Source organism: Bradyrhizobium sp. LeoA1Lang (assembly GCF_055413685.1).
Window position 1 is genome coordinate 1 of the sequence record NZ_JBVAPG010000118.1, and the last position, 26,119, is coordinate 26,119.

24 protein-coding genes and 1 pseudogene are annotated in these 26,119 nt (G+C 62.1%); 15 read left to right on the forward strand and 10 right to left on the reverse strand.

What is annotated here, in order from left to right:
* Positions 1 to 102: 102 nt before the first annotated feature.
* From ACZYOF_RS30685 to ACZYOF_RS30695, 3 genes and pseudogenes are all read left to right on the forward strand, one after another.
* A pseudogene (locus ACZYOF_RS30685) lies at positions 103 to 291 on the forward strand (YqcI/YcgG family protein); the annotation flags it as partial.
* Positions 288 to 608, forward strand: a complete 321-nt coding sequence (locus ACZYOF_RS30690; protein ID WP_463718103.1) for a cupin domain-containing protein — start codon at positions 288 to 290, stop codon at positions 606 to 608. The pseudogene ACZYOF_RS30685 and the gene ACZYOF_RS30690, both read left to right, overlap by 4 nt.
* Positions 609 to 725: 117 nt before the next feature.
* Positions 726 to 884 carry a hypothetical protein gene (locus ACZYOF_RS30695; protein ID WP_282527692.1) on the forward strand — a complete coding sequence of 53 codons (159 nt, stop codon included), beginning with the start codon at positions 726 to 728 and terminating at the stop codon, positions 882 to 884.
* Positions 885 to 980: 96 nt separating this feature from the next.
* Here the strand turns inward: ACZYOF_RS30695 and ACZYOF_RS30700 are convergent, their stop codons facing one another.
* Both ACZYOF_RS30700 and ACZYOF_RS30705 read right to left on the reverse strand, forming a co-directional pair.
* Positions 981 to 2,243, reverse strand: a complete 1,263-nt coding sequence (locus ACZYOF_RS30700) for a CaiB/BaiF CoA transferase family protein (protein WP_463718104.1) — start codon at positions 2,241 to 2,243, stop codon at positions 981 to 983.
* A gap of 202 nt (positions 2,244 to 2,445) precedes the next feature.
* Positions 2,446 to 3,498: a hypothetical protein gene (locus tag ACZYOF_RS30705; RefSeq protein WP_463718105.1), complete on the reverse strand. Its 1,053-nt coding sequence runs from the start codon at positions 3,496 to 3,498 to the stop codon at positions 2,446 to 2,448.
* Between the two features lie 227 nt (positions 3,499 to 3,725).
* On the opposite strand from ACZYOF_RS30705, the gene bamA reads away from it, so the two are divergent.
* Positions 3,726 to 6,086 carry an outer membrane protein assembly factor BamA gene (gene bamA / locus ACZYOF_RS30710; protein ID WP_463718106.1) on the forward strand — a complete coding sequence of 787 codons (2,361 nt, stop codon included), beginning with the start codon at positions 3,726 to 3,728 and terminating at the stop codon, positions 6,084 to 6,086.
* Here the strand turns inward: bamA and ACZYOF_RS30715 are convergent.
* Both ACZYOF_RS30715 and ACZYOF_RS30720 read right to left on the reverse strand, forming a co-directional pair.
* Positions 6,067 to 6,642, reverse strand: coding sequence for a hypothetical protein (locus tag ACZYOF_RS30715; protein ID WP_463718107.1), 576 nt, complete (start codon positions 6,640 to 6,642; stop codon positions 6,067 to 6,069). The genes bamA and ACZYOF_RS30715 overlap by 20 nt on opposite strands.
* 96 nt (positions 6,643 to 6,738) lie before the next feature.
* Entirely contained in the window at positions 6,739 to 7,272 is a 534-nt protein-coding gene (locus ACZYOF_RS30720) for a GcrA family cell cycle regulator (protein ID WP_463718108.1), read from the reverse strand.
* A 133-nt stretch (positions 7,273 to 7,405) separates the two neighbouring features.
* Here ACZYOF_RS30720 and ACZYOF_RS30725 point away from each other — a divergent pair, with 133 nt between their 5' ends.
* The 3 genes from ACZYOF_RS30725 (at position 7,406) to ACZYOF_RS30735 (ending at position 9,760) form a co-directional block, all read left to right on the forward strand.
* Positions 7,406 to 8,044 carry a S24 family peptidase gene (locus ACZYOF_RS30725; RefSeq protein WP_463718109.1) on the forward strand — a complete coding sequence of 213 codons (639 nt, stop codon included), beginning with the start codon at positions 7,406 to 7,408 and terminating at the stop codon, positions 8,042 to 8,044.
* A 109-nt stretch (positions 8,045 to 8,153) separates the two neighbouring features.
* Positions 8,154 to 8,429 carry a hypothetical protein gene (locus ACZYOF_RS30730; RefSeq protein WP_130577102.1) on the forward strand — a complete coding sequence of 92 codons (276 nt, stop codon included), beginning with the start codon at positions 8,154 to 8,156 and terminating at the stop codon, positions 8,427 to 8,429.
* A 176-nt stretch (positions 8,430 to 8,605) separates the two neighbouring features.
* Complete coding sequence (locus tag ACZYOF_RS30735) at positions 8,606 to 9,760, forward strand: OpgC domain-containing protein (RefSeq protein WP_394565454.1); 1,155 nt, start codon at positions 8,606 to 8,608, stop codon at positions 9,758 to 9,760.
* A gap of 24 nt (positions 9,761 to 9,784) precedes the next feature.
* On the opposite strand, the gene cyoD is transcribed toward ACZYOF_RS30735, so the two are convergent.
* The 5 genes from cyoD to ACZYOF_RS30760 form a co-directional block, all read right to left on the reverse strand.
* A complete protein-coding gene (cyoD, locus tag ACZYOF_RS30740; RefSeq protein WP_130577068.1) occupies positions 9,785 to 10,174 on the reverse strand; it encodes a cytochrome o ubiquinol oxidase subunit IV in 390 nt (129 codons plus the stop codon).
* Entirely contained in the window at positions 10,171 to 10,821 is a 651-nt protein-coding gene (locus ACZYOF_RS30745; protein WP_130577067.1) for a cytochrome (ubi)quinol oxidase subunit III, read from the reverse strand. The genes cyoD and ACZYOF_RS30745 overlap by 4 nt, the downstream gene beginning before the upstream one ends.
* Before the next feature lie 3 nt (positions 10,822 to 10,824).
* A complete protein-coding gene (gene cyoB, locus ACZYOF_RS30750) occupies positions 10,825 to 12,822 on the reverse strand; it encodes a cytochrome o ubiquinol oxidase subunit I (RefSeq protein WP_463718110.1) in 1,998 nt (665 codons plus the stop codon).
* On the reverse strand, positions 12,812 to 13,645 hold the full coding sequence (cyoA, locus tag ACZYOF_RS30755) for a ubiquinol oxidase subunit II (protein WP_130577065.1): 834 nt from the start codon (positions 13,643 to 13,645) through the stop codon (positions 12,812 to 12,814). The genes cyoB and cyoA overlap by 11 nt, the downstream gene beginning before the upstream one ends.
* A gap of 288 nt (positions 13,646 to 13,933) precedes the next feature.
* The gene (locus tag ACZYOF_RS30760) at positions 13,934 to 15,235 is read right to left on the reverse strand and encodes a glycoside hydrolase family 3 N-terminal domain-containing protein (RefSeq protein WP_463718111.1); all 1,302 of its coding nucleotides are present in this window, start codon (positions 15,233 to 15,235) and stop codon (positions 13,934 to 13,936) included.
* 186 nt (positions 15,236 to 15,421) lie between these two features.
* Here ACZYOF_RS30760 and ACZYOF_RS30765 point away from each other — a divergent pair, with 186 nt between their 5' ends.
* From ACZYOF_RS30765 to ACZYOF_RS30775, 3 genes are read left to right on the forward strand one after another with little or no spacing between them, the layout of a single operon-like run.
* The gene (locus ACZYOF_RS30765) at positions 15,422 to 16,912 is read left to right on the forward strand and encodes a DUF4153 domain-containing protein (RefSeq protein ID WP_463718112.1); all 1,491 of its coding nucleotides are present in this window, start codon (positions 15,422 to 15,424) and stop codon (positions 16,910 to 16,912) included.
* A 20-nt stretch (positions 16,913 to 16,932) separates the two neighbouring features.
* On the forward strand, positions 16,933 to 17,637 hold the full coding sequence (locus ACZYOF_RS30770) for a response regulator transcription factor (protein ID WP_463718113.1): 705 nt from the start codon (positions 16,933 to 16,935) through the stop codon (positions 17,635 to 17,637).
* Positions 17,634 to 19,226: a sensor histidine kinase gene (locus tag ACZYOF_RS30775; RefSeq protein WP_463718114.1), complete on the forward strand. Its 1,593-nt coding sequence runs from the start codon at positions 17,634 to 17,636 to the stop codon at positions 19,224 to 19,226. Before ACZYOF_RS30770 ends, ACZYOF_RS30775 begins: the two co-directional genes overlap by 4 nt.
* Before the next feature lie 9 nt (positions 19,227 to 19,235).
* Here ACZYOF_RS30775 and ACZYOF_RS30780 read toward each other — a convergent pair whose 3' ends face one another.
* Entirely contained in the window at positions 19,236 to 20,468 is a 1,233-nt protein-coding gene (locus ACZYOF_RS30780) for an acetyl-CoA C-acetyltransferase (RefSeq protein ID WP_463718115.1), read from the reverse strand.
* 188 nt (positions 20,469 to 20,656) lie between these two features.
* On the opposite strand from ACZYOF_RS30780, the gene ACZYOF_RS30785 reads away from it, so the two are divergent.
* From ACZYOF_RS30785 to ACZYOF_RS30805, 5 genes are all read left to right on the forward strand, one after another.
* Positions 20,657 to 21,688, forward strand: a complete 1,032-nt coding sequence (locus tag ACZYOF_RS30785; RefSeq protein WP_282527706.1) for a TRAP transporter substrate-binding protein — start codon at positions 20,657 to 20,659, stop codon at positions 21,686 to 21,688.
* Positions 21,689 to 21,717: 29 nt separating this feature from the next.
* Positions 21,718 to 22,266: a TRAP transporter small permease gene (locus ACZYOF_RS30790; RefSeq protein WP_130577058.1), complete on the forward strand. Its 549-nt coding sequence runs from the start codon at positions 21,718 to 21,720 to the stop codon at positions 22,264 to 22,266.
* Complete coding sequence (locus ACZYOF_RS30795) at positions 22,263 to 23,552, forward strand: TRAP transporter large permease (protein ID WP_282527707.1); 1,290 nt, start codon at positions 22,263 to 22,265, stop codon at positions 23,550 to 23,552. The genes ACZYOF_RS30790 and ACZYOF_RS30795 overlap by 4 nt, the downstream gene beginning before the upstream one ends.
* Before the next feature lie 168 nt (positions 23,553 to 23,720).
* Positions 23,721 to 24,758, forward strand: a complete 1,038-nt coding sequence (locus ACZYOF_RS30800; RefSeq protein WP_463718116.1) for a TRAP transporter substrate-binding protein — start codon at positions 23,721 to 23,723, stop codon at positions 24,756 to 24,758.
* Positions 24,755 to 25,990, forward strand: a complete 1,236-nt coding sequence (locus ACZYOF_RS30805) for a CaiB/BaiF CoA transferase family protein (protein ID WP_463718117.1) — start codon at positions 24,755 to 24,757, stop codon at positions 25,988 to 25,990. Before ACZYOF_RS30800 ends, ACZYOF_RS30805 begins: the two co-directional genes overlap by 4 nt.
* Positions 25,991 to 26,119: the final 129 nt, after the last annotated feature.

The following is a 26,119-nucleotide window of genomic DNA, read 5'->3' on the forward strand; positions in this document are numbered from 1 at the left end:
CGTGCGGCCCTTCAAGCTCACCACAATCCCATGACGATCAAGCCCGTTGCCCATGTCACAAGGGCCGCGTAACATTCATTCCGGCAACGTCGGCCCGACGTAGTTCAACAGCGATCGGGACATCCCCGCACAAGTCCCTCGCCGCTGCTCGGACGCTACGGCGCGACCGACGGGCGCGAATACCAGCAATATTTCCTGCAAGACGACAACCATTCTGTCGGGGGCTGCCCCTTCGCCAAGCTCGCGCAGAACAAGTCGGCTCACACTGGCAACACGGAGCAAGCGGCATGACCAGGATTGTGACAGGTCAGAAGACCGAATTCGCGATCGATCCGGCGATCCTCAACCTGCTTCCGGAGCAGGGCTCGATCGAACTGCAGCATGACGTTGCGGGCAAGGTCCATAGCTTCCACACCCATCCGGTCGACGAGATCCTGATGATCGTCAGCGGCAGGCTCAATTTCACCTGGGATGGCGGTCAGCGCATCGTCAGCGCCGGTGACACCATCTTCCTCCCGGCCGGCACGGTCCACCAATCGGAAGCGCTCGAAGGCGGTGCGGTCTATGCAATCGCGACCCAGCCACCCGCCAATATGGCGCGAAACTGATCGTTTCGCTCGATGGAGCTCCGAGCTATCTACTGCAGCTCCGCAACACAACTTGGATTGTTAATCCACTTATTAAGAGAGGAAGAATTTATGGCATATCCAGGCAAACGCGACGGCTTGGCGAAGAAGGTTGAAACCGCAGCCCAAGAGGCCGAACGCCTCGGTCTGACCACGGCCACCTTGATACTCCGGATGGCGCGTCTCGAGATCGATCGGGCCGAGCACAAGGAAGCGGACGAGAGGCCAAACAACAAACTCCACAGCAAGCCGAACTGAAGCTATAGCTTGGCTGGTTTGCGGAGCCGAGACCGGTAAAAGAATAGAGATCGCCGGCGGAGCGTGCCCAGACCGATCCGCCAGACGATGGTCCGCTCAGTCCGTATTCCCCGTCTTCCCGAACGCTCCAGCTTCCTTCAGCGCCGCGATACGGCCGTCGTCATAGCCGAGCGTGTCGCGCAGCACCTCCCTCGTGTGCTGGCCAAGCAGCGGCGCGGCGACTGGATCGACCGTCGGCGTAACGCTCATCCCGATCGGCGTCTCGATATTGGGAACGAAGCCCGCGGTCGGATGCGGAATCCTGCTGAGGCGATCGCGGTCGCGCACTTCCGGCGCATTGAACCCCTGCTCGACCGTGCGCAGATAGCCGACGGGAATATTGGCCTTCTTCATCTTCGCCATCCAGTTTTCGAGCCGGTCGGTGGCAAAGATGCCGGCAATGATCGCGCGCAGCTTCTCCTTGTTTGCGGTTCGGTCCTTGCGGTGTGCAAAATCGGGATGGGTGATGAGATCCGGCCGGTCGAACACTTCGGTGACGAGGCGGCGGTACAGCCGATCGTTGGCGCAGGCCATGTAGAGCGGACCATCGGCGGCCTGGTAGAGACCGACCGTTGGCGAACCGTTCGGCGAATTGCCGAAGCGACCGGGATTCTGGCCGCTGATCAGATAGGCCATACCATAAAATCCAGTCATGGCTACCGCCATGTCGATCAGCGCGATCTCGACATGCTGGCCGCGGCCAAGCCGGTCGCGTGCCAGCAATGCAAGCAGGATCGCATTGCAGGCCGACATGCCGGTTGCCATGTCGACGATCGGCGGCCCGGTCCTTACCGGCTCGCCGTCGGGAAAACCGTTCAGCGACATGAAGCCGCTTTCGGCCTGCGTGATCGGATCGAACCCGGGCCGCAAGGCAAATTCGCCTTTGCGGCCATAGGCCGAGATCGAGCAATAGATCAGCCGCGGATTGCTCGGCGCGACCGAAGCATAGTCGAGGCCGAACTTCTTCATCACGCCGCCGGAAAAATTCTCCACCACGACGTCCGCCTTGGCGATGAGCTCGCGCACCACCTCGCGTGCGGCGAGATTGGTGAAGTCGAGCGCAATACCACGCTTGTTACGGTTGAGGCTGAGATACGCCGCGCTCTCGCCGCCGATTTCCGCATGTTCATAGGCGCGCGTGTCGTCGCCGCCATCCGGGTTTTCGATCTTGATGACCTCGGCGCCGAAGTCGGCAAGCGTCTGCGTACAGGCGGGACCGGCGACCACACGGGTGAAATCGATAACCAGTAGACCATCGAGGGCGGTCGGTTCGCCCTTTGCGCGCAGCGCGCGCTCGGGCAGTTGTGGTCCAACAGTCATGGTTGGGCGCTTCCTTTTATTATTGTCGGTTAATGGGCAAACGCCCACCGTTGTCGCCAGAAGCGACGTCACGACTTTCTAGCGGAAGCACCAAGGTGAGGCCAAACTCGGATTTTGCAGGGCGGGATATCAGGCTGACATGGCTACCGGCCCAGATCGGCGATATTCCGCAGCAAGAAAGAGCACCACGCCCGAACGAGGCTCACTGTTGCTTTTCCCAGAACTGCAACAGTCCCTGCGAGGCCGAGCCGCCGATCACGCAGGGGATGCCAATAGCGACCTGCCCGAGCGCCGCAGCCGAGACGCATCCGAGTGAAAGCGCGCCGACGCCAACCTGGCCCCAGAAGTCCAGATTGCGCCGGCTATCGGATCCCTTGGCCTTGAGTTCGTCGACGGCACCAAGGGCATCCTTGCGCAGTGCCGCGATCTCCACCGTATCGGCCGCGTCGACGACCTCCGCGAGCGGCGCCTTGATGGGCGGCTTCTGCCGCGCCAGTTCGTTACGAAGGAATTCACGCAGGCTGGCGTCGCGGATCGCATAGCTCGCCAGCGTATAACGCGCCATGCTGCCGACGGTGAGCTTGTCGACCGTATCGCGGCTCCTGCTCCACGGCAGCATCTCGATGATGCGCTGGATCGGAACATGAGAGCCGGTGGCAAAATAATATCCCCACAGCGCATCCAGGAGATCCTGATTGGTGGCAAAGGTCAGCTTCGTGTTCAGCTTCCTCTCCTCCTTGGCGAACGGATTGCGCGCGAACGCGACGCGTAGCTTGTCCATCATCCCGGGCGTCGCCTCCTCGAGCGGAATATCGTTGAGTGTCGGCAGCCTGCCGGAAAGGTAGCTGTCGATCATCACCCTGCGCCCCGGCATGCGCGGCGCGAGCCTGCGCAGAATATTCCGCCAGTCAGCCAGCCCGGAATAGGCAACGGCGCGCACGATCACCCATTCATCTTCCGGCGCGACGGGGAAGAAACTCGCAACCAGTTGCTCGGCCTTTTCCGGATTGGAGCCGATCGCGCCGGCGATGAAGCCGAGATAGATGCCGGCATTTTCCGGCTCCTTGAAGCTTTGCGAATGGAAGAGAATGCGCACTGCGGCCGGCACATGGGCGTAATCCGGCTTGGCGCGATAATTGTAAATCCACTGCTGGACCACGGCGAGCGAGGCGCGCGGGTCAATGTCCGGCGTCTTCTCCGCATGCGCCGATTGCATCAGCAACAGGGAGCTTACGACGAGAACTGCGTAACGCATCCGGCACTCCTGGCGAGCGTTGATGCATCACCGCACCAACATCTCGGACTTTGTGCTGCAAAGCATGATGCGGCCATTGCGACAATTCTGAGAACGCGCAGGTTAAATAAGCGCGCTTAAATTATGGCGGGCGGCCGATTCCGGCCTGCAACTCACCCCAGATGCGACATCCTTTTGCCCGGCGCCGGCAATTCGATATCGCCGGTCAATGGGAGACCGTAAGGGAAGTGAAGCTCGAGCGCATCACGCTGCGTTGGCGGCCGTCGAAGCCGCGCATGACCGGCTTGTCACTTGTCGCCACTGCAGTCCTGTTGAACGCGGTCGCATCACTTGCCGCAGAGAGCGTGCCGGTGCCGACTGCGACGATCATCGTCGAAGGCAACCGCCGGGTCGAGGCCGATACCGTGCGCTCCTACTTCCATCCAGGGCCAGACGGCCGGCTTGATGAAGCCGCGCGCAATGAAGCCTTGAGGGCGCTGGTCGCAACGGGACTGTTCGAGAAGGTCTCGATCGAGCCCGCCGGCGATCGCCTGACCGTGCATGTGACGGAAGCACCAATCCTCGACCGTGTCGCCTTTGAGGGCAACAGGAAGATAACAGATGCCGATCTGGCCGCCGCGATCGAGTCCAAGCCGCGCGGCAGCCTGCAGCGCTCAACGGTACAGTCGGACATTGGCCGTATCATCGAAGCCTATCGCCATGTCGGACGCGACGATGTCCGCGTCGCGCCCGAGATCATCGACCGCGGCAACGGCCGCGTCGATCTCGTTTATGTGATCACAGAGGGTACCAAAACGCCCGTACGCCGGATCAGTTTTGTCGGCAATCGGGCCTTCGGCGCACGCCAGCTCAATGCCGTGATCAAGACGTCGGCCACCAATATGCTCAGTTTTCTGACCGGCGGCGACGTCTACGATCCCGACCGCATTGCGCAGGACCAGCAGCAGTTGCGCATCTACTATCGCAGCAAGGGCTATGCCGATGCCACCGTCCGCTCGGCAACGGCCGAATACGATCCAGCGGCCAAGGGATTTGCAGTCACTTTCGTGATCGATGAAGGCCCGCTGTATCACTTTGGAGATATCAGCGTCGCCTGCAATATTCCCGGGCTCGATCCGCAAAAGCTGCGCGGCGTCGCGCTCGCCCACGCCGGCACGGTGTTTGACGGCAATGCGCTGGACAAGAGTACCGAACTGCTGGCCATCGAGATGGCCAAGCTCGGTTATCCCTTTGCGCAGGCTGTGCCGCGCATCGTCCGAGATGCCGCCGCACAACGAATCGACGTCGCATTCGTCATCGACCAGGGCCCGCGCACCTATGTCGAGCGTATCGAGATCCATGGCAACACCCACACCCGCGACTACGTGATCCGGCGCGAGTTCGACATCGCCGAGGGCGATCCTTACAACAAGACGCTGATCGATCGCGCGGAGCGGCGGTTGAAGAACTTGAACTACTTCAAGACCGTCAAGATCACCAATCGGCCCGGCTCGACGCCCGATCGCGTCGTCCTCGATGTCGAGACCGTGGAGCAGGCGACCGGCGAGTTCAACATCTCCGGCGGCTACTCGAGCACTGACGGCGCGCTGGTCGAGGTCAAGGTGGGCGATCGCAATTTCTATGGGACCGGAAAGAACGTTCAGGCCTCTGTGACCTATGGCCAATATGCCCGCGGCATCGACCTCGCAGCATCGGAGCCCTATTTCCTCGGCACCAAGGTATCGGCCGGGATCGAGCTGTTCGGCCGGCAAAGCGAGGTGAACAGCTACCAGTCCTACAACAGCACGACCTATGGCTCGACGCTGCAATTCGGCACGCCGATCACCGAGCAGCTTGGCGTGCAATGGCGCTATTCGATCTACAACCAGGACATCTCGCTTGGCCCCACCACCTCCGGCCTGACGCCTTCCCTCGCAGTCCAGCAGGCTGCCGCTAACGGACCGGCTTGGGTCTCCGCGGTTGGTTCCACGTCGACCTACAGCACGCTCGATAACGCCAAGAGCCCGACCAGTGGATTCAGGTCGCAACTCAGCCAGGATCTGGCCGGCCTCGGCGGCGACGTGAAGTTCCTGCGGACCAGCGAAGACGCGCGCTATTATCAATCACTCACGGGCGACCTCGTCGGCATGGTCCGTGCTCAGGGCGGCTACGTCACCGGCTGGGGCGGTCAGCAGGTGCCGCTGATGAACAGCTTTTTCGGCGGCCCGACCATGGTCCGGGGCTTTGCCACCAACGGCTTCGGCCCACGCGATCTGACGCCCGGCACCACCATGGATAATGTCGGCGGCAGCGCCTATTGGGCGACGACGGCGGAACTGCAGAGCGGAATTCCCGGCGTGCCGGACGAATACGGCCTCAAGGCATCGGCCTTTGTCGATGCCGGAAGTGTGTTCCGTTATACCGGTCCGACCAGCGTGGGCGGCACCGCGCTGCAAGTCGCCAATAAAAACGTCGTGCGCTCCTCGGTCGGCATGGGCCTCACTTGGGCCTCCCCGTTCGGGGCCCTCACTGTCGATTATGCGGTGCCATTGACCAAAGCCGCCTACGACGTGGTTCAGCCGCTCCGCTTCAGCGCTGGAGGCTTTTGACCGGTACGGGATGCGGCGTCGCAAAGCCGTAGATCAGCGCCAACCGGTCGAGACATTCCTTGAGCCGCCGCGCAAAGTAATCGTTCCAGCGCTGGGTTCGCAGCCCCCGCCGCTCGCCGACCTGCTCCATGGTCATGCCGAGGATCAGGACTTCGTGCACCAGGGCCGAACCGTCGGCGCCGAGCTCGCGCTCGACCCGGTTGAGCCGCGATACTGCCCTGCGCTGGGCCTCGGTGATGGGCTCGCGCCGCGTGCCGCCATCAACATATTCCCTTGTGGTGTCTACCGCGCGCGGCCCACGCTCTGCCTTCTCCCAATCACTCTGGAACTCGCGGCCGCCTCGCAACTGGGTATCATCGATCTGACGGTGCGAATGCAGGCGTCCGAGCGGATCGTTGCGGATCGAGCGCAGCGCAACGACCTTGTCCCCGGGCTCGAGCGCAAGGGGATCGTCGACCTCAACAGTGGCGACTTCGGCGTTGTGCGGCAGATCCTGTGCGCGGCGGTCAAGCGCTCTGGCGGGATGATACGGTTTCTTGCGTTTGACGCGCGGCATCGCTTGGCTCCTTCAAGGCAATTCGACCGGGGACCATCTCGCCGGTGGCAAGATGGGTCGTTAGCAAGGCGGATGAGGTGGGAGGCGCGTACGCCGCTATGCCGGCTCGCGCAGGTGTAGCGGTGCGGTGCTCGGTGACGGCTCCGTCTCGAGCTCCGGATTGCGGCTCAAGTGGAAATGGGGCGTGCAGTAGCTTGAACCTGGCCGCCTCCGATGACCGCAAAAGGTGATCGGTTCGACATCGCTGTCACCGCCATAGGGATATCGGCAATCTTCATATTCAAGCTCCACCAGCGAAAGGTGGCGCGGCGCGATCTCGACACAACGGAGCTCGACCAGCGGCGCCTTCTCGAACACGGGCATCGGCCAATTGAATTCGATCGATCTTGGCGCGCGCGGCTCGCTCGACCGGTTCAACTGCGGCACTGGCGTCAGCCGCGGCAGTGCTGGCGGCGCGCTATCCGACATCGTCAGACCTAGCCGCCTGGCACGACCAATCGCGGCGCTTCTCGTATAGTCGGTGTTGAATCTGGCGTTGATCGCCTTGGCGATCTTCGCAAAGCTCATGCCTTGGGCAATATATTCCCGCAGCGCGTGCGAATGTTCGGGCGCCCAGCCTGTCAGTTCCATTGTTGATTCTTGTCCTTCCCTTCGGCGCCCGACGCCTCACCATCAATTTCTGATATTCCGAAATGAAAGTCAAGCTTGATTTCTGATTATCCGAATTGCTATGCTTTCTGGGGATTCGAAAGAGGGATGCGCCATGCTGGACACCAGATTGATCGAGCGGGGCCTGCAGAAGCCGGGCAAGACCAAGGGTGGGCTCGCGCAGGCGATGGGTGTTCGCCCCGGCGCTGTTTCCGAAATCCTTTCCGGGATACGCCAGATCAAGGCATCCGAGATTGCGCCGATCATGGAATATCTCGAGCTCAACTCGGTGCCGGTCATGGGCCGGGTCGGCGCCGGAGCCTCGATCGAGCCGGAATATGAGCAGGTGCCGCCGGAAGGACTCGGTGAAGTCGAGTTGCCCTTCCCGATCGCGGAAGAAACCATTGCATTTGAGGTATCGGGCGATTCGATGCTGCCGAAATACGAGAATGGCGACATCATTGTCGTCTATCGCGAGCAGCGACACCCCCTCTCGAGCTTCTATGGCGAAGAAGCGGCGGTTCGTTTGAAGACCGGCGAGCGCTATCTGAAGACGATCGAGCGTGGAAAATCGCTGACACTGGTCAACCTCACGAGCTTCAACGCCAAGCCGATCAACGGGGTGAAGCTCGAATGGATCGGCGAGATCTGCGTGACCCTGCCGCGAGGCCAGATCGAGCGGTTGCGCAGCAAGGCGGCCGCGCGGTCCCGCAAAGCCGCCAAGGCGCACAGTCCTCGGACGCCGGAGAAATAGGCAAGGCCCCGACTTCTGATTTTCAGAAATTACACTTGACAAATTTCCGATTTTCGGAAATTATGCGGCCATCCGACTCCTGTCGAGAGAGGTGGCCGGTTTGGCCGACATGCAGTATTTCGTCGTGATGATCGATTACGGCCGGCGCGGCCGCGAGGCCGTGGTTGATCCCGAAATCACAAGGCGCGGGGTCATCGCGCGGGTTGTATCGGGCGAATACAGGAACATCAGCTTCATCCACGAAATCTCCGATTCGGCTGTCGAGGACGTGACGGCCGATATCCTCGCCGAGGCTGCCCTCCCCGGCATCAGCGCGGCCGAAGCCGACCTGCAAGCGAGCGTCTTCGACCATCGCCGCGATCTGCGCAAGCACGAGCAAGCATGATCGGCCCTTCACATGAATCGCGGCGAATCACATTTCAATTTCGAAAACGTGATCGTCGGCGGCTTTAATTCATCAGCAGCGGATCAAATATTCTCGGCGAAACGTCTATTCGGAGTGGCGGCGGGGCGCGATGGATTCGCGATTCGCTGCTCCGAACGTGGGAAGTTTTGCTCTCAATGAATCCATGTGTGAAGGCTGAGATCGCGGCGCGCGACGGCGATCTACGCATCTTCCTTCTGCTCGGCATCGCGACTTGGTCCCTGTTCCTGGATCACATTCCGCACAACGCCGTCAGCGTGTTGACCTTGCGGAACTTTGGATTCAGCGGGGCGACCGAGCTGTTTGTATTTGTCATCGGCTATGCCGCGGCGATCATGTACGGGAAGATCGTTGTGGAACGCGGCTTCGTCGTTGGGGCGACGCGTGTCTTCAAGCGGGTATGGCAGCTCTACGCAGCCTATATGGTGCTGTTCGTCGTCTACGTCGACCTGATCGGATATGTCGCGGCTCAATCCGCAGCACCCGATCTGTTCGCGGAATTCAATATCACCGACTTCATCGAGCATCCGATTCGCGTAATCGTCCGCGGCCTGCTGCTGCAGGCCAAACCGCTCAACCTGGACGTATTGCAGCTCTTCATCGTCCTCATGGCGTTCCTTCCCGCCGTGCTGTTCGGCATGATGCGCTGGCCGCGCCTGACCATGCTTGGATCCATTGCGCTCTATCTGTTGGCGCGGCACTTCGACTGGAACCTGACCGCTTTTCCGGACGGGGGCTGGTATCTCAATCCGTTCTGCTGGCAATTGCTGTTCGTGCTGGGCGCCTGGTTCGCGGTCGGTGGTGCAGGAGACGCGCATGTGGTTCGCGCGATGCAGAAGCTTCCGGCCTTGCGCGTCACCGCGTTGATCTACCTGCTCGTCGCCCTGACGATCATGTCGGCTGGGAAATCGCCTGCGCTGGCGGAGATGATACCCAGTTCGGTGCTCGATGCCTTTCCGGCCAACGACAAGGAGAACCTTGCTCCCTATCGGGTGCTGCACCTGCTCGCACTGGCGTTCTTTTTCACCATGCTGATACCTCGCGACTGGTACGGACTTCAAATGCAGGCCATGCAGCCCCTCATCAAATGCGGCGAGCAATGGCTCGCGGTGTTCTGCTCCGGCATCTTCCTTTCATTTGCCGGGCACCTGGTTCTGATCACGGGCCCCAAGTCGCTGGCGATGCAGGTGGTCGTCAGCGTCGCCGGCATTCTCGGCATGACATGTGTCGCCTATTATGTGTCCTGGTCCCAGCGGCAGGACCACAAATCCGCGGTCGGCGCGCGATCCTGAAACCGCTTCAGGGGTCGTGCAGCGCTAGCGCTGCATCTGCATGATCTGGTCCATCGGCATCATATTCTGATTGAGGTTCGCCATGATCCATAGCGAGCCGCCAATCACCAGGAAAACGATGAGCACGCCGAAGGCAAGCGCCATCACGTTGTTGGTGTTGTCAGGCCCGGTCGTGATGTGGAGGAAGAAGACGAGATGCACGCCCATCTGGGCGATCGCCAGCACGATGATGGCAACGGGAATGCTCGGCTGCCAGACCAGGTCGGTGCCGGCAACAAAGAACGAGGTCGCCGTCAACAGGAGTGCAAGGCCAAGGCCGGTGACATAGCCGAGTACGCGCAGGCCGACGCCGCCCTCGCCTTCGTCGCCCGGTGCCAGATCGATACGGTGCTGTTCCAAAGCTTGATCGCTCATGGCTTGCTCCCGAGCAGGTAGACCACCGAAAATACCGCGACCCAGATGATATCGAGGGCGTGCCAGAACAGCGCAAAGCACATGATGCGTCGCCCAATGTCGGCCCGAAAGCCCTTGGCGACCACCTGCGCCATCATCGTCAGCAGCCAGAGGATGCCGGCAGAGACATGCAGGCCATGGCAACCGACGAGGCTGAAGAAGGCGGTCAGAAACGCGCTGCGCGTCGGCCCCGCACCGCGTGCGACCAGGTCCGCAAACTCGCGCGCCTCAAGGTACAGGAAGGCCAGGCCGAGAACGCAAGTCGCCGCCATGCCCACCTGGAACCAGAACCTGTTTCGAATATCGGCCGCGATGTTGGCGAGCCCGCAGGTGAAACTTGACAGCAACAGGAAGACGGTCTCGACCGCGACTCTCCTGAGATCGAACAGTTCGGCCCCCTTCGGCCCCCCTGCGGTCTGGTCAACCAGGACCGCATAGGTCGCGAAGAAGCACGAGAACATGACGATGTCGCTGAGCAGGAATATCCAGAAACCGAAGCCTGTGACGATCCGCTTCGGCGCCGGTCCCGCGTGCGCGACCGCGGCATGCGCGATCCCGCGCAGACGGTGCGGATCGGCTTGAGCATATGCCAGCGTCGTGTCGGCCATGGCTCAGGCTCCCGCCAAGCTGGTCAGGGCGCGCCGCTCTTCGATATTGGCGCGGTCGATGCGCGCCACCTCCTTCGCCGCGATGACGTATTCGTCATGGTCCCGCCATGCGAATGCGACGAAGGTGGCGAAGGCGCCGATCACACCGGCCGCGACCATCCACCAGATGTGCCAGATCAACGCAAAGCCCATGATGGTCGCGAAGAAGGCGCACACGAAGCCGGTCGGGGAATTGCGCGGCATCTCGATGTCCTTGTAGTCGAGCTCGCGCTTCTCGAGACCCTGCTGCTTGGCATGCGCCTTCAATGACCAGTAAGCGTCCTCCCCGGTCACATCAGGTGGAATCGCGAAATTGAATACCGGCGGCGGCGAGGCCGTTGCCCATTCCAGCGATCGCCCGTCCCACGGATCGCCGGTGCGGTCGCGCAGCTCTTCGCGACGATGAATGCTGACGGTGAGCTGCATGATCTGGAAGATGATCCCGATCAGGATAATGACGGCGCCAACCCCTGCGATCAGGAGCCACGGGCGCCATTCCGGGACATCGTAATGCTGCATTCGCCGCGTCATGCCGAGAAAGCCGAGCGCATAGAGCGGCATGAACGCGACGTAGAACCCGATCAGCCAGCACCAGAACGCCGCTTTGCCGAGCCCCTCATGCAGGCGGAAGCCGAACGCCTTCGGAAACCAATATGCATAGCCCGCGAAAGCGCCGAACAGCACGCCACCGATGATCACGTTGTGAAAGTGAGCGACCAGGAACAGGCTGTTGTGAAGCAGGAAGTCCGCGGGCGGCACGGCGACCAGCACCCCGGTGAGGCCGCCGAGGATGAACGTCACCATGAAGCCGATCGCCCACAGCATCGGCGTCTCGAACCGCACCCGTCCACCATACATCGTGAACAGCCAGTTGTAGATCTTCACGCCGGTCGGCACCGCGATAATCATACTGGCGATCCCGAAGATCGCATTGACATAGGGACCGGCGCCCATGGTGAAGAAATGGTGCAGCCACACCATGAAGGAGATGACGCAGATCGCCATGGTGGCAAGCACCATAGACCGATAGCCGAACAGCGGCTTGCCCGAAAACGTCGAGACCACCTCGGAGAAGATTCCGAACGCGGGCAACACAAGGATGTAGACCTCGGGGTGCCCCCACGCCCAGATCAGGTTCATGAACATCATCACGTTGCCGCCGGCCTCATTGGTGAAGAAATGGAAGCCGAAATAGCGGTCGAGAATCAGCATCGCCAGCGTTGCCGTCAGGATCGGAAACGCCGCCACGATCAACAAACTCGAGGCGAGCGTGGTCCAGCAGAACATTGGCATGCGCAAATATGTCATGCCCCTGGTGCGCAGCTTCAGCACCGTGGTAACGAGATTGATGCCGGCAACCAGCGTGCCGACGCCGGAGATCTGGAGCGCCCACAGATAATAGTCGACGCCGACACCCGGCGAATAAGTGAGTCCCGACAGCGGCGGATAAGGCAGCCATCCGGTGCGCGCGAACTCGCCGACCACGAGCGAGATGTTGACCAGCAGCGCGCCTGTTGCGGTGAGCCAGAAGCCGACGGAATTCAAAGTCGGAAACGCCACGTCGCGCACGCCGAGCTGCAGTGGCACCACCAAATTCATCAGCCCGATCACGAACGGCATCGCCACGAAGAAGATCATGATAGTGCCATGCGCGGAGAATATCTGGTTGTAATGCTCTGGCGGCAGATAGCCTTGCGACTGGAAGGCAACTGCCTGCTGGGACCGCATCATCAGCGCGTCGGAGAAACCGCGCAGCAGCATCACCATCGCGAGCAAGGTGTACATGACGCCGATCCGCTTGTGATCGACGCTGGTGATCCATTCGCGCCAGAGATATGGCAGGTGGCCGGCAAGGACGACCCAGGCGAGGACCCCGAGGATGACGAGCGCGACCACGCCCGAGGCGATCATCGGAATCGGCTGATCGATCGGAATGGCGGACCAGTTCAGCTTACCGAACATCTTGGCCTCCGATATGCGACTGCGCGCTTTCCGACGTCAGCTTCGGTCCCGGGCCCGGGGGGATCTCCTGGGTCACGATGGCGTGGAACAGCCGCGGATCCTCGAGCCGATAGGTGGATGTCACGGTCTCGACCGATTGCTGGGCGAGCTTTCCGTAGCTTTCCGCGTTCAAGACACGATCGGTCTGGGCGGTGCGTGCCACCCAGTCAGGAAACTGGAGCTGCGGTACGACCTGGACGTCGAACTTCATGTCGGGAAAGCCATCCCCGCTGAAATGGGACGACAGGCCCTGAAGGGTGCCCTGATTGTCGGCACGCAGCTTCAGCCGCGTCACCATCCCGTTCATCGTGTAGATCATGCTGCCAAGCTGCGGGATGAAGAACGCGTTCATCACGCTGCCGGAGGTCAGTTCAAGATCAAGGGGAGAGCCGACCGGCACCGTCAGCGTGTTGACGGTCGCGATCCCCTGGTCCGGATAGATGAAGAGCCACTTCCAATCGAGCGACACGACCTGGATGCGGACCGGCGCGCCGGTCCCATCAATGGGCCGGGCAGGATCGAGCTGATGCGATCCGATCCAGGCGACCCCTCCGAGCAGAATGATCGTCAGCGTCGGGATCGACCACACCACGAGCTCGAGGCGGCCGGAATAAGCCCAATGAGGCTGATAGGTCGCCCGTGGATTGGACTCTCGAAACCAGAATGCAAAGGCAAAGATTGCCGCGATCGTCGGCAGGACGATCGCGAGCATGATCCCGACCGAGTCGATCAGAATCGTCTTCTGCGCAGCGGCGATCGGACCTTGCGGATCGAAGATGTTCATCGCGAAGCCGTGACGGTGTTGTTGCTACAGCGGGGTGTTGGAACGACACTTCGGCGGACAAGATCGGCTTGGTCGGAAGCCAGGCAACGGTTCGCCGCGGCCGAGGTCCCGACAGGAAGACTGTCACAGTAACTCTAAAGGTTCATCCCCGGATTGTCCGATCAAATTTCACCCGCGCGGCAACGATCCGCGAGCGCGACCGTTCATTTTTGAAAAAAGCGGCGCAGTTTGCTATCGCAGCATCTGGGCTCGTTCCGGGCATCCGCGTCGCCCGCCCCACGAGCGTCCTCAATCTCCCGGAAATGCGCCTCTCAAGCGCGCCTCGCTTTGGCGGAGCATGGCCGGATCCAACTTTCCTTGTCGGGATGCGTCCAGCGCGCAGGCAAAGATTCGATAAAATTGCGCGCCGTCGAATGCGACCAGGAGCATGTCGACGCCGGCATTCAGCGCCTCGACGACGGCATCGCAGACATTGTGCTGGTAAATCGCTCCCATCACCAGATCATCCGTCATCACGATGCCCTGGTAGTTCCACTTGTTTCGGATGATCCCGTCGATGACGCGCTTTGAGTGCGAGGCCGCGTGATCCGGATCGATCGCGGTGAGAGTCACATGGCCGACCATGAGCTGCGCCTTTGAGTGCGTCAGCACATCCCGGAACGGACGCCAGTCGGACGCTTCCAATTCGTCCACTGATGTTCCGAGCTCCGCACTGAAGTGATGGGTATCAGCACGCACGCGGCCCAAGCCGGGAAAATGCTTTACGGTTGCGCCGACGCCGAACGCTTCGAGGCCGCGAACATAGGCCTGCGCGATCTCGCCGACGATGGCGGGATCGGCTGAGATTGCCCGGCGGCCGATCAGCGTATTGAAATCAAATCGGTTACGCCCCGACTCGGGCCGCAGGTCGAGCACCGGGGCAAAATTGAGATTGACCCCGAGCGCCGCCAATTCCTGTCCGTGAATGCGGCCGAATTCTTCGGCCTTCGCCTTCCGCAGGTCCGGCGTCGTCTCCGCCAATGTGGCCAGCGCCGGCAGTTTGGTCAGTGGCGGCGACAGATGAGAAACGATGCCGCCTTCCTGGTCGGCCGCGACGATCAGGGGCGGGAGCCCTGCAGCACGCCGCTTGTCCTGAAGCGTTGCGATCTCGGCTTTCAACGCCTCCGCCGACTTTCGCCGCAGATTGTGCTTGCTGACATAGATGCCGCCGATCAGCCCCTTCTCCGCCAGCACCGTCACCGCTGAGACCGACGAATAGCCGACCATGAAGTGCGGCCCAAGGCTGCGCGCCTGCGCAGCGTCGGCCTGCAGCACCTCGCGCTTGCGCAGCTCGAACGTAAGATGCGCGCCCAGCATCAGAAGCGGCGGCAGGCACCAGACCAGGACCAGCAGTCTTCTCGAAAGCCCTCGCCGCCAGGAGCCGCGAAGCAGCAGGACGACGACCACCACGCCGCTCATGACCACGAGCCCGATGTTTCCCGTCCCACGGAGCACAGCGAGATAGGGCTCGTTCTTGTTGGCGGCGACAAGGGCGAGCACCAGCCCGATGAACCAGAGCCCGATGATAACGACACGATTTCGAAATTTCATGGTTGGCGACGCCGCGTGTGAAACGAGAGACCTCGCCCCTATCAAATGCGCACACGCCGCGCGAGCACTTAAACAGGCCTGCACGGAAACTGCACAAAACTCCTGAAGTCGTGCAGACGACCATTTCGAGATTTGCACAACGTCGGTTCAAGGTCCGCCGCGTTCGACATCCGCAAAGGAATTGACATGACGAGTCTCGCTTCGCCGGCCGCCGATATCCGGCCCGTCCAAAGCTTATCCCTGTCGGCCAAGCTCGCGATCGCGGTCGCGCTGGCTGCACTTGCCGACTTCCTGTTCTACGGCGAGCGGGTCGGAATATCGGTTACTGTTTTCGCCCTCGCGCTGGCCTGCGGTTCGCTGCTTGCCAACATCGCCAAGCTGGACAAGCGTCGAGCGATGCTCGGCGGCCTCCTCGTGATCGCCGGCCTTGTGCCGACCGTGGAGGAAGTCAATGCGGCGTCACTTGCAATCATCTTGCTCGCGCTCGGCGCTGGTCTCCTGCTCACGACCAACCCTGGTCTCACCGGCTTTGGCGAACGGGCGGCGGCGCTTTGCGACCTCTTCCTGGTCAGTCCTTTCAGGTTCTTTGTGGACGCACTCGGGATGTTCAACCTCCCGGCGCTGACCAGCGGCTTCATCCTGTGGTTCGTACCGGCCTTGCTCGGAACAGTATTCCTCGCCTTATTCGTCGCTGCCAATCCTGTGCTCGAAAACTGGATCAGCCTGATCAACCCCGGCAGCGCCGCTTCGCATCTGAGCATCGGACGCGCGTTGTTCTGGATCGTGGCGATATCCCTTGTCTGGCCCTTTATCCATGTCAGGTGGCGACGCAAATCGAGCTCAGTCACTGCCGCGGCCGAAGCCCCCGCCCCAGCCGCCGACACATCTTCCAGTGTCGTCGACTTCCTCGGCGCACCGACCGTCCTGCGTTCGCTGATCCTGTTCAATCTGCTGTTCGCGGTTCAGACGATCCTGGACGCGGTTTATCTCTGGGGCAATGCGGCGCTCCCGGCCGGCGTCACCTATGCCTCATATGCTCATCGCGGGGCCTATCCGCTGATCGTCACGGCCCTGCTGGCAGCGGGCTTCGTTCTCGTCGCAATTCGGCCCGGTGGTCCCGCCGAAGGGTCCAAGGTGATACGGCCCCTGGTCTATTTGTGGGTGGCGCAGAACGTCCTGCTGGTCGCTTCCGCCATCTACCGGCTCGACCTCTATGTGCAGATCTATCTTCTGACCTACTGGCGCGTGGCCGCTTTCATCTGGATGCTGCTGGTCGCCATCGGACTTCTATTGATCGTCGCCCGCATCATGCTGGACCGTTCCAACGCCTGGCTGGTAACAGCAAACCTGGTCACGTTGACGGCCGTGCTCTATGTCTGCTCGCTCGTCAACTTCGCTGCAATCATTGCCGACTACAATGTCACCCACAGCCGGGACGTGTCCGGCAAGGGCTTGCAGGTCGACACAAACTACCTGGCTCAGCTCGGGCCGCAGGCGCTGCCCGCGATCGAGAAGGTCCTCCAGCTTCGCACCAGCGATCCGTGCCTTGTTTCCCGCCGGGATTCGCTTGTAGAACAGCAGCGGCAGGACATGGCGTCCTGGCGTTCCTGGGGTTTTCGAAGCTGGCGCCTGCAGCGCTATCTCGATGGCGAACAGAAAAACAAGGTCACGGGTTGACGAGCGGGCTGGAGAGACGTTTGACGCACCGTATTCTTATCGTCGACGACGACCTGCACATCCGCGAAGTCATCCGCGTCGCCCTCAAGAAAGCCGGCATGAACGTTGTCGAGGCGCGCGACGGCAAGGAGGCGCTCGCCCGATTTGCGAGCGACCGGCCTGACCTCATCGTTCTCGACATCGGGATGCCAGAACTCGACGGGCTCGACGTCTGCCGGGAGGTACGAAAGACTTCCGACGTACCGATCCTGTTCCTGTCGGCGCGCGACGACGAGATCGATCGCGTGCTGGGCCTCGAGATCGGCGGCGACGACTACGTGACAAAACCGTTCAGCCCGCGCGAGCTCGTCGCCCGCGTCAACGTCATCCTGCGGCGCATGAACTCGCGCAGCGGCGACGCCAAAGCCGGCACCACGGTTCTCACGCAAGGTAGACTGACCGTCGATCCAGAGCAGCACGTTGCATCATTTGCCGGCACAGCGCTCCGGCTGACCGCAATCGAGTTCGGAATCCTGCGTGCCTTCCTGACGCGGCCGACGGCCGTCTTCAACCGCGAGCAGCTTATGCGCGCGGCCTACCAGCTCAACATCCAGGTGTCCGACCGCACCATCGACAGCCACATCCGCAACATCCGCGCTAAGCTCGCCGCGCTGAATTGCGACAACGTCATCGAGACTATTCACGGCGTCGGCTTCAAGCTCGGGCGATGCGAGCCGCAGGCATGAGTGGTCCGAATGCGCCAGACAAATGGCGGCCATCGCTCGGCCTGGTCATCTTCACCGTGCTGGCGACCGTCGCCATACTGCCTCTGGTCGGCCTGTTCTTCTTCCGCCTTTATGACAACCAGCTTATTCGCCAGACCCAGGCCGAACTGATCGCCCAGAGCCGCGTCCTGGCAGCAATCTTCGCACAGGAGGTGCAGGCGCGGCTCGACCATGGGATTCCTCTCGGCGCCGAGGTCCCGCCCGGCGTCTTGCCCGATCCTGGCGATCAGGTCACGCCGATCCGGCCCGCGCTCGATCTCGCCGGCAATGATCTGTTGCGACGGCGGCCCGTTGCCTTGCCCGCGAGCGCGCCGGCCGATCAGGCCTATGTCGAGATCGGCGCGCGACTGCTGCCGATCGTCCGCGAGACGCAGAAGGTGACGCTTGCCGGATTCAGGATCCTCGATCCGCAGGGCGTCGTGATCGCCGGACGTCAGGAAGTCGGACAGTCGCTCGCCCATATCGAGGAAATCGCCGCGGCCCTCCATGGCGAATATCGGGCCGCGCTGCGGATCCGCGTGCCGGACAAACCTCCGCCGCCGATCTATTCCATCAGCCGCGGCGTCGGCGTGCACGTGTTTTCCGCGATGCCGGTGATCGTCAACAACCGCGTGGCCGGCGTGATCTATACGACCCGGACGCCGAGCAACATTTTCGACCATCTCTATCAGGAACGCGTCAAGTTCGTGCTTGCCGCGCTCGCCGTGATCCTTGCGACGATGGCGATCGGGCTGTTTTTCTCCCGCACCATCACCCAGCCCATGCACGAACTGATCGGCCGCGCCGCGCGCATCGGCAAAGGTGATCGCACCGCATTCCGCCCATTGCGGCACTACGGCACGCGCGAATTCGCACAGCTCTCGCACAGCTTCTTTGGCATGGCCGAACAATTGGCGCGGCGTTCAGACTACATCGCGACGTTCTCGGCACATCTCACGCACGAGCTGAAATCGCCGCTCACCTCGATCAAGGGCGCGGCGGAGCTGCTTTTGGATTCTCTGGATGGCAAATCGGACAGCCTGACCCGCTCCGAGCAGAAGACCTTCGTGTCGAATATTCTTGGCGACACCGAACGCCTCGAAGCGATGGCCCAGCGGCTACGCGAACTGGCGCGTGCCGAAACCGTGCCGCAGAACGAGCGCACCGAACTGGCGTCCGTGATCGGCGATCTAAAAAGCCGGTTCCCGGCTTGCGTTATCACGGCGCCCGGCGGTCTCGACCGGCCGATCGGGATGTCCGCCGAAAAGGCGCTGATCGTCCTCTCACACCTCGCCGACAACGCCGTACGGCACAACGCCAGGACTATACGGCTTGACGCCGTGGACGAGCGTACGGCCGTCAAGCTGATCGTGAGCAATGATGGCGATCCGATCTCGGAAGCCAACCGGGAACGGATCTTCGACGCCTTCTTCACCACCCGCCGCGATGCCGGCGGCACCGGCATGGGCCTTGCGATCGTGCGCGCCGTGATGACAAGTCACGGCGGCTCGATCCGGCTCTTGCCGACCAGTGAAGGCGTGACCTTCGAGCTTAGGTTTCCCGCCGCTTGAACCCTGCCCTCACACTCGCTCGATGATGATCGCGGGCGCCATACCGCCGGCGGCACACATCGTCACCAGACCTCGCTTGAGATCCCGCCGCTCCAACTCGTCCAGCAGCGTCCCGATCAGGATCGAGCCGGTCGCGCCGATAGGATGACCGAGCGCGATCGCGCCGCCATTGACGTTGACCTTCTCGCGATCGAGCTTGAGGTCACGGATGAACTTCTCCGTGACCACGGCAAAGGCTTCGTTGATCTCGAACAGGTCGATATCGTCAAGCGTCAGCCCGGCCTTGGCCAGCACCTTGCGCGCCGCCGGCACCGGCGCGTTCAGCATCAGGGTCGGCGAGTCCCCCATATTGGCCATCGCGACTACGCGTGCGCGCGGCTTCAGTCCGTGCTTCCTGGCGTAGTCGGGCGATGCCAGCAGGATCGCGGCGGAGCCATCGACCACGCCGGACGAATTTCCCGCGTGATGGACAAAGTCGATGTTAAGATCGGGATATTTTTCCAGGATCAGCTTGCGATAGGTCGTGCCCTTGTCGTCGAGCGCGTAGTCGGCGATCGCTGGGAAGGCCGGCTTCAGCGCCGCGAGCCCTTCCAGCGTGGTCTGCGGCCGCGGATATTCCTCCTTGTCGAGCGCGAGCGTGCCGTCTTCGCGATAGACCGGAACCAGGCTTTTGTCGAAATGGCCGCCCTTGATTGCGGCCGCCGCTCGCTTCTGGCTCTCCAGCCCGAGCGCATCGACATCCTGCCGCGTGATGCCCTCGAGCGTCGCCACCGCGTCGGCGCAAACGCCCTGGTGCGATTGCGGATGCCTTGCGCGCAGGCGGAGGTTGCCGGCGTCCATCATGAACGGCCCCTCGCCGCGCCGTCCTTCCATCGACATCACCTCGGTGCCACCGGCGATCACGAGATCCTCAGAGCCCGACATGATCGAAGCGGCGGCCATGTTGACGCTGGTGATGCCGGAACCGCAAAAGCGATCGAGTGTGACGCCGCTCGCCTTCACGTCGTAGCCGGCATCGAGCGCCGACATGCGGCCGAGATCACCGCTCTGCGCGCCGCGCTGGGAACTGGTGCCCCAGATGATGTCGTCGACATCTGCGGTATCGATGCCGGTGCGATCGGCCAGCGCCCGCAGCACGGTGGCGCCGAGCTGCTGCGGATGAATGCCTGACAGCGCGCCCTTGCCCGCCTTGCCAATGCCTCGCGGCGTCCTGCATGCATCGATGATCAGCGCGTCAACCATGGTGTGTTCCTCAGACAATGTTGCTGCGGCGCATTTGCAGCCGATGATCCGGCAAAGTCAATTCGCGCCCGCGCAAACCGCGCTCTCCGGTTGTAGCGCCGCGTGGCTTCAGCCTGCGCGCCGTTCTTGACGATCAATTTCGTTTATGCGCAGCTACTTCCAACAACAATACGTCCCAGGGAGGATCTATGGTCGCGATCGGGCGGACCCTTGTCGGCTGCGCTTTTTTGGCTGCATCGACAGTTCTGGCGCAGGCCGCCGAACCGCTTCACCTGCGGGTGGCGGATTCGTTTCCGAAGGGCCACTATCTCGTCAAGCTCGTCCTCGAACCCTGGATGGAGGAGGTCAAGAAGCGCACCAACAACGCGGTGACCTTCGACCACTATCCGGCGCAGCAGCTCGGCAAGGCCGCCGACATGCTGAAGCTGACGCAGACCGGTGTTGCCGATATCGGCTATGTCGCGCCGGCCTATGTCTCCGACAAGATGCCGGTGTCCGAAGTCGCGATGCTGCCGGGCGCGTTCGAGCATTCCTGCCAGGGGACGCTGGCCTATTGGAAGCTGGCGCGGAACGGCGTCATTGCGCAGCAGGATTATACCGCCAACAATATCCGCCTGCTGCTCGCGGTCAGCCTGCCGCAATATCGCATTTTCACCGTCAAGCAGCCGGTCAAGGATGTCGGCGATGTCACCGGCCTGAAGCTGCGTTCCACCGGCGGCGCGCAGGATCTGACGCTGCGCGCGATTGGCGCCGTGCCGGTGCGCATGGCAGCGCCCGATGCCTATGAATCGCTATCGCGGGGCACCATGGACGGGCTGTTGTTCCCGCTCGAAAGCGTGGTCGCCTATGGCGCCGACAAGCTCGTGAAATACTCGACCGATGGACTGGGCTTTGCCAGTTTCATCGTCGCCTATTCGATCAGCGAAACGGCCTGGAAGAAGCTTTCGCCCGAGGTGCAGAAGGCGATGGTCGATGTCGCCGAGGAAATCATCCCCTCCGCCTGCCAGCAGGTCCAGAAATCGGACGACGAGACCAAGAAATCGATGGAAGCCACAGGCGTCAAGTTCGAGACGCTGTCACCTGACGCCAATGCGAAATTCAAGGACCTGATGAAGGGCGTCGCCAAGACCTGGTCCGAAGGCCTCGACGCGCGCGGCAAGCGCGGCAGTGACGCGCTGAAGGAGTTTGACGCGGCGGTGGCGGCCATTCCGGCCAAGTAAACTGTTCAAGTGAACTGGGGGAGCTAATTTTGCTTGACGGAATATTGAAGGCGCTAGCGACGATCGAGAAGATCGCCTCCACCGTGGCGGCGGCGTTCATGTTCGCCATCATGATCATCGTGTTCAGCGATGTCATCATGCGCTACGCGTTCAACAAGCCCTTCTCCTGGGCCTATGACCTGATCTCGCTCTATCTGATGGCAGGCATCTTCTTCCTGGTGCTGTCGGAAGCCTATGCCAGCCATGCCCATGTCAGCGTCGATATCCTGCAGCAGAAGTTTTCGCCGGCGATGATCCGCGTCTCCGAGATCGTCACCTGCATCGTCGGGATCGTCGTGTTTTCCCTGATCGCCTATCTCGGCTTCCTGCGTGCCGTCGACAGCTTCCAGTCAGCCGACGTCATGGCGGGCGCCATTCCGTGGCCGATGTGGCCGTCGATTGCGCTCGTTCCTTTCGGGGCCGGGCTGATCACGTTGCGCCTTGCGCTGCACCTGATCGGCCACCTCCTCTCGCTGGCCACCGGCCGCGCCCTGATCGCGCTGCCGTCGTCGCATGCCACGGGGGAGACCTTCGAATGATACTCACGCTTGCAATGGTCGTGCTGTTCGTGCTGCTCGCGATCGGCACGCCGGTTGGCTTTGCGATGGCCGGTTCAGGAGTGCTCGGGCTCTATCTGATCGGCGGCATGCCGATGCTCTCGGGCATCCTGCAGACAGCGCCCCTATCGGCGGTGACCTCTTACGAGCTCATCACCATCCCGATGTTCCTGCTGATGGCGGAATTCGTGCTCGTCAGCGGGATCGCCGACGATCTGTTCAAGGCGACGGCCGCCTGGGTCGGACGGGTTCCGGGCGGGCTCGGCATGGCAACCGCGCTCGCCGGCGCCGGCTTCGGCGCGATCTGCGGCACCAGCACCGCTTCTGCCGCGACCTTGTCAGCGACCAGCCTGCCGGCGATGCTCAAGCAGGGATACGAGCCCAGGATGGCGGCTGGCGTAGTGGCGATCTCGGGCACGCTGGCGATGCTGATCCCGCCGTCGGTGGCGCTGGTGATCTACGGCCTGCTCGCGGAAGTGAACATCGGCGCGCTCCTGATCGGCGGCGTCATTCCGGGCATCCTCGTCACCTTCACCATCATGGCGACGGTGTGGTTCCTGGCCTGGCAGGATCCGTCGCGCGCGCCGTCAGCGCCATCGGTCTCGCTCGCGGAAAAATTCCGCATGCTGCGGGTGGTCGGCCCGATGCTGCTCTTGTTCGGCATGGTGACGGGCGTGATCTATACCGGCGTCGCGACGCCGACTGAAGCCTCCGCGCTCGGTGCCTTCGGCGCTTTCGTGCTCGCGCTCTGGAAGGGCAAAATCAACTGGAAGAGCCTGCGGGCCGCGCTGCTGCGGTCGGCGCATGGCACCTGCATGATCGCGATGATCCTGTTTGGCGCGTCGATCTTCGGCTACTTCTTTACGTTGACGCAGGTGACGCAGAGCCTGGTCGCCTGGGTCGGCGGCTTGCAGGTGCCGCCCTGGCTGATCCTCACCATCATCCTGTTCGGCTATATCGTGCTCGGCTCCTTCATGGACCAGATCGCGATCCTGGTCCTGACAGTGCCGATCGTGCTGCCGCTGATCAAGTCACTCGGCTACGATCCGCTCTGGTTCGGCGTCATCAAGATCGTCACCGCCGAGGTCGGTATGATCACGCCGCCGGTCGGGCTGAACTGCTTCGTCGTGGCCCGCTATTCAGGGCGCCCGGTCGCCGAGGTGTTTCACGGCGTCCTGCCGCATTTCATCGCCCATCTGATCGCGATCGCGATCCTGGTGATCTGGCCGATGATCATCCTGTGGCTGCCGATGAAGATGGGCTACTAGAGCGTTTTCGAGCGAAGTGGATACCGGTTCGCATAGCAATCAAGTTTACGCAGATTGCGTAGACTTATCTGCGCAGAAAACGCGTCAAAACGAGAATCTAGAGCTTCGGTTCTGATTCAATCAGAACCGAAGCTCTAGCGTAAAGAAACAAAAGGGAGAGGAAACAAAATGAACGTTCGTCTGCGGAGACGCTTCGTCCTTGCTGCGCTACTGGCCGCCGCCGCGACGTCTCCAAGCGCCGCTCAAGAAAAAATCACGTTGCGCCTCTCCGACAGCCTGCCTAACGGCCATGTCATTCACGAGCTGGTCGGCAAACCGTTCTCCGAGCTCGTGACCAAGATGACCAACGGCCAGGTCACCTTCCAACACTTCCCTGCCGAGCAGCTCGGCAAGGCCAAGGACATGGCGCAGCTCACCGTCGCCGGCGTCGCCGACGTTTCGTATGTGGTGCCGTCCTATTCGTCGGACAAATATCCGCTGACCGCGGTCGCCGAGCTGCCCGGCATCTTCGCGACGGAATGCCAGGGGTCGATCGCGTTCTACAAGGTCTCCCACAATGGCGGCATCCTCGAAACCAAGGAATTCGCGCCGAACCAGCTCCGCCCGCTGGTGACGATCGCACTGCCCGCCTATCAGATCCAGCTCGCCAACAGCCGCGAGATCAAGGCTGCAAAGGACCTAGAAGGCCTGAAGATCCGCACCACCGGTGGCGCAATGGACCTGATGACGCGCTCGATCGGCGCCGTGCCGGTGCGGATGGCGGCGCCCGAAATCTATGAATCGCTTACCCGCGGCACGCTCGACGGCTTGATCTTCTCCTACCAGAGCTCGGTTTCCTACGATTTCGGCAAGATCCTGAAATCCGGCACCGAAGGGCTCAACTTCGGCACCGCGATCTTCACCTATTCGATGGGCGAAGCCAAGTTCCGCTCGTTGCCCGAGAACGTGCGCAAGGCGCTGGTGGAGGCCGGCGAACAGACGACGCGCGAAGGCTGCAAACGGTTCGAGGACGGCGAGAAGGCCGCAACCGAGAAGATCAAGTCGCAGGGCATGAAGGTCATAAACTTCGGCGCTGACGACAAGAAACAGTTCGACACCGCCTTCAAGGCCGTCGCCGAGGACTGGGTGAAGGACATCAACAAGCGCGGCAAGCCGGGCACCGAGGTGTTCAAGGCGTTCACCGAAGCTTTGGCTGCAGGCCGTTGACCGGGCGCGCTCAAGACCGTGCGCCGAAGCCGGCGGGTCCCCTCGCCGGTTTCAAGGTGATCGACCTCACCAGCGTCATGATGGGGCCCTACGCGACCATGATCCTTGGCGACTACGGCGCCGACGTGATCAAGGTCGAAAGTCCCGATGGCGACGTGATGCGCCATGCCGCGCCGATGCGCCATCCCCGGATGGGCGCGATGTACCTGCAGGGCAACCGCAACAAGCGCTCCATCGTGCTCGATCTCAAGAAGCCGGGCGGGCGTGAGGTGCTGTTACGCCTGGCATCGACGGCCGACGTCTTCGTTCATAACGTCCGGCCGGCCGCCATGGCGCGGCTCAAGCTCGGCGCCGAAGATCTGCTCGCGACTAATCCGCGGCTGGTCTACGCAAGCCTGCACGGCTTCGGCGAGACCGGCCCCTATGCCGGGCGGCCGGCCTATGACGATCTGATCCAGGGACTGACGGCGCTGCCGGCACTGACCGGCAAGATCACCGGTGAGCCGCGCTACTCGCCGGCCACGATGGCTGACCGCATCGTCGGCCTGAACGCCATCCATGCGATCCTCGCCGCCTTGATCCATCGCGACCGCACCGGCGAAGGCCAGGCGATCGAAATCCCGATGTTCGAGACCATGGCGCAGTTCGTGCTCGGCGACCACATGGCCGGCCGCAGTTTCGAGCCGCCGATCGGCCCGCCCGGCTATTCGCGATTGCTGTCGCCGGACCGCCGCCCCTACCAGACCAGCGACGGCTATATCTGCGCGCTGGTCTATTCCGACAAGCAGTGGAACGCGTTCTTCCGCAAGATCGGCCTGGAGAACGAAGCCAATCGCGATCCCCGGCTGAACGGCATCTCGGCGCGGACCCGCAACTATGATTTCGTCTACGACTGGTTTTCAAAGGTGATGAAGACCCGCAGCACCGCCGAATGGATGCGCCAGTTCGAAGAGGCCGACATTCCGCACGCCCCGCTGCACGATCTCGACAGCCTGATCGAGGATCCGCATCTCGCCGCGGTCGGGCTGATCCAGTCGATCGAGCATCCGACCGAAGGAACGCTCCGCGTCGCCGGCCCCGCCGCGACCTGGAGCAAGACCCCGCCCTCGATCCGCAATCATCCGCCGCAGCTCGGCGAGCACGGCGAGGAGATCCTGCGCGAAGCAGGATTTACGGAGGACGAGATCGCCCGGCTTGCCGCCGAGCGAGCGCTGATCAACCCAGATTCGTAGATTTGTAGATTCCATGGGGCGGTGAGCGCGCCCTTTCCGGTAGGTTTGGGTTTCCACACTCGAACCATCGGAGAGTCTGATGCAAGCATCGACCAAGAGCACGCCCACCGCCGGCCATTGTGGCACGAT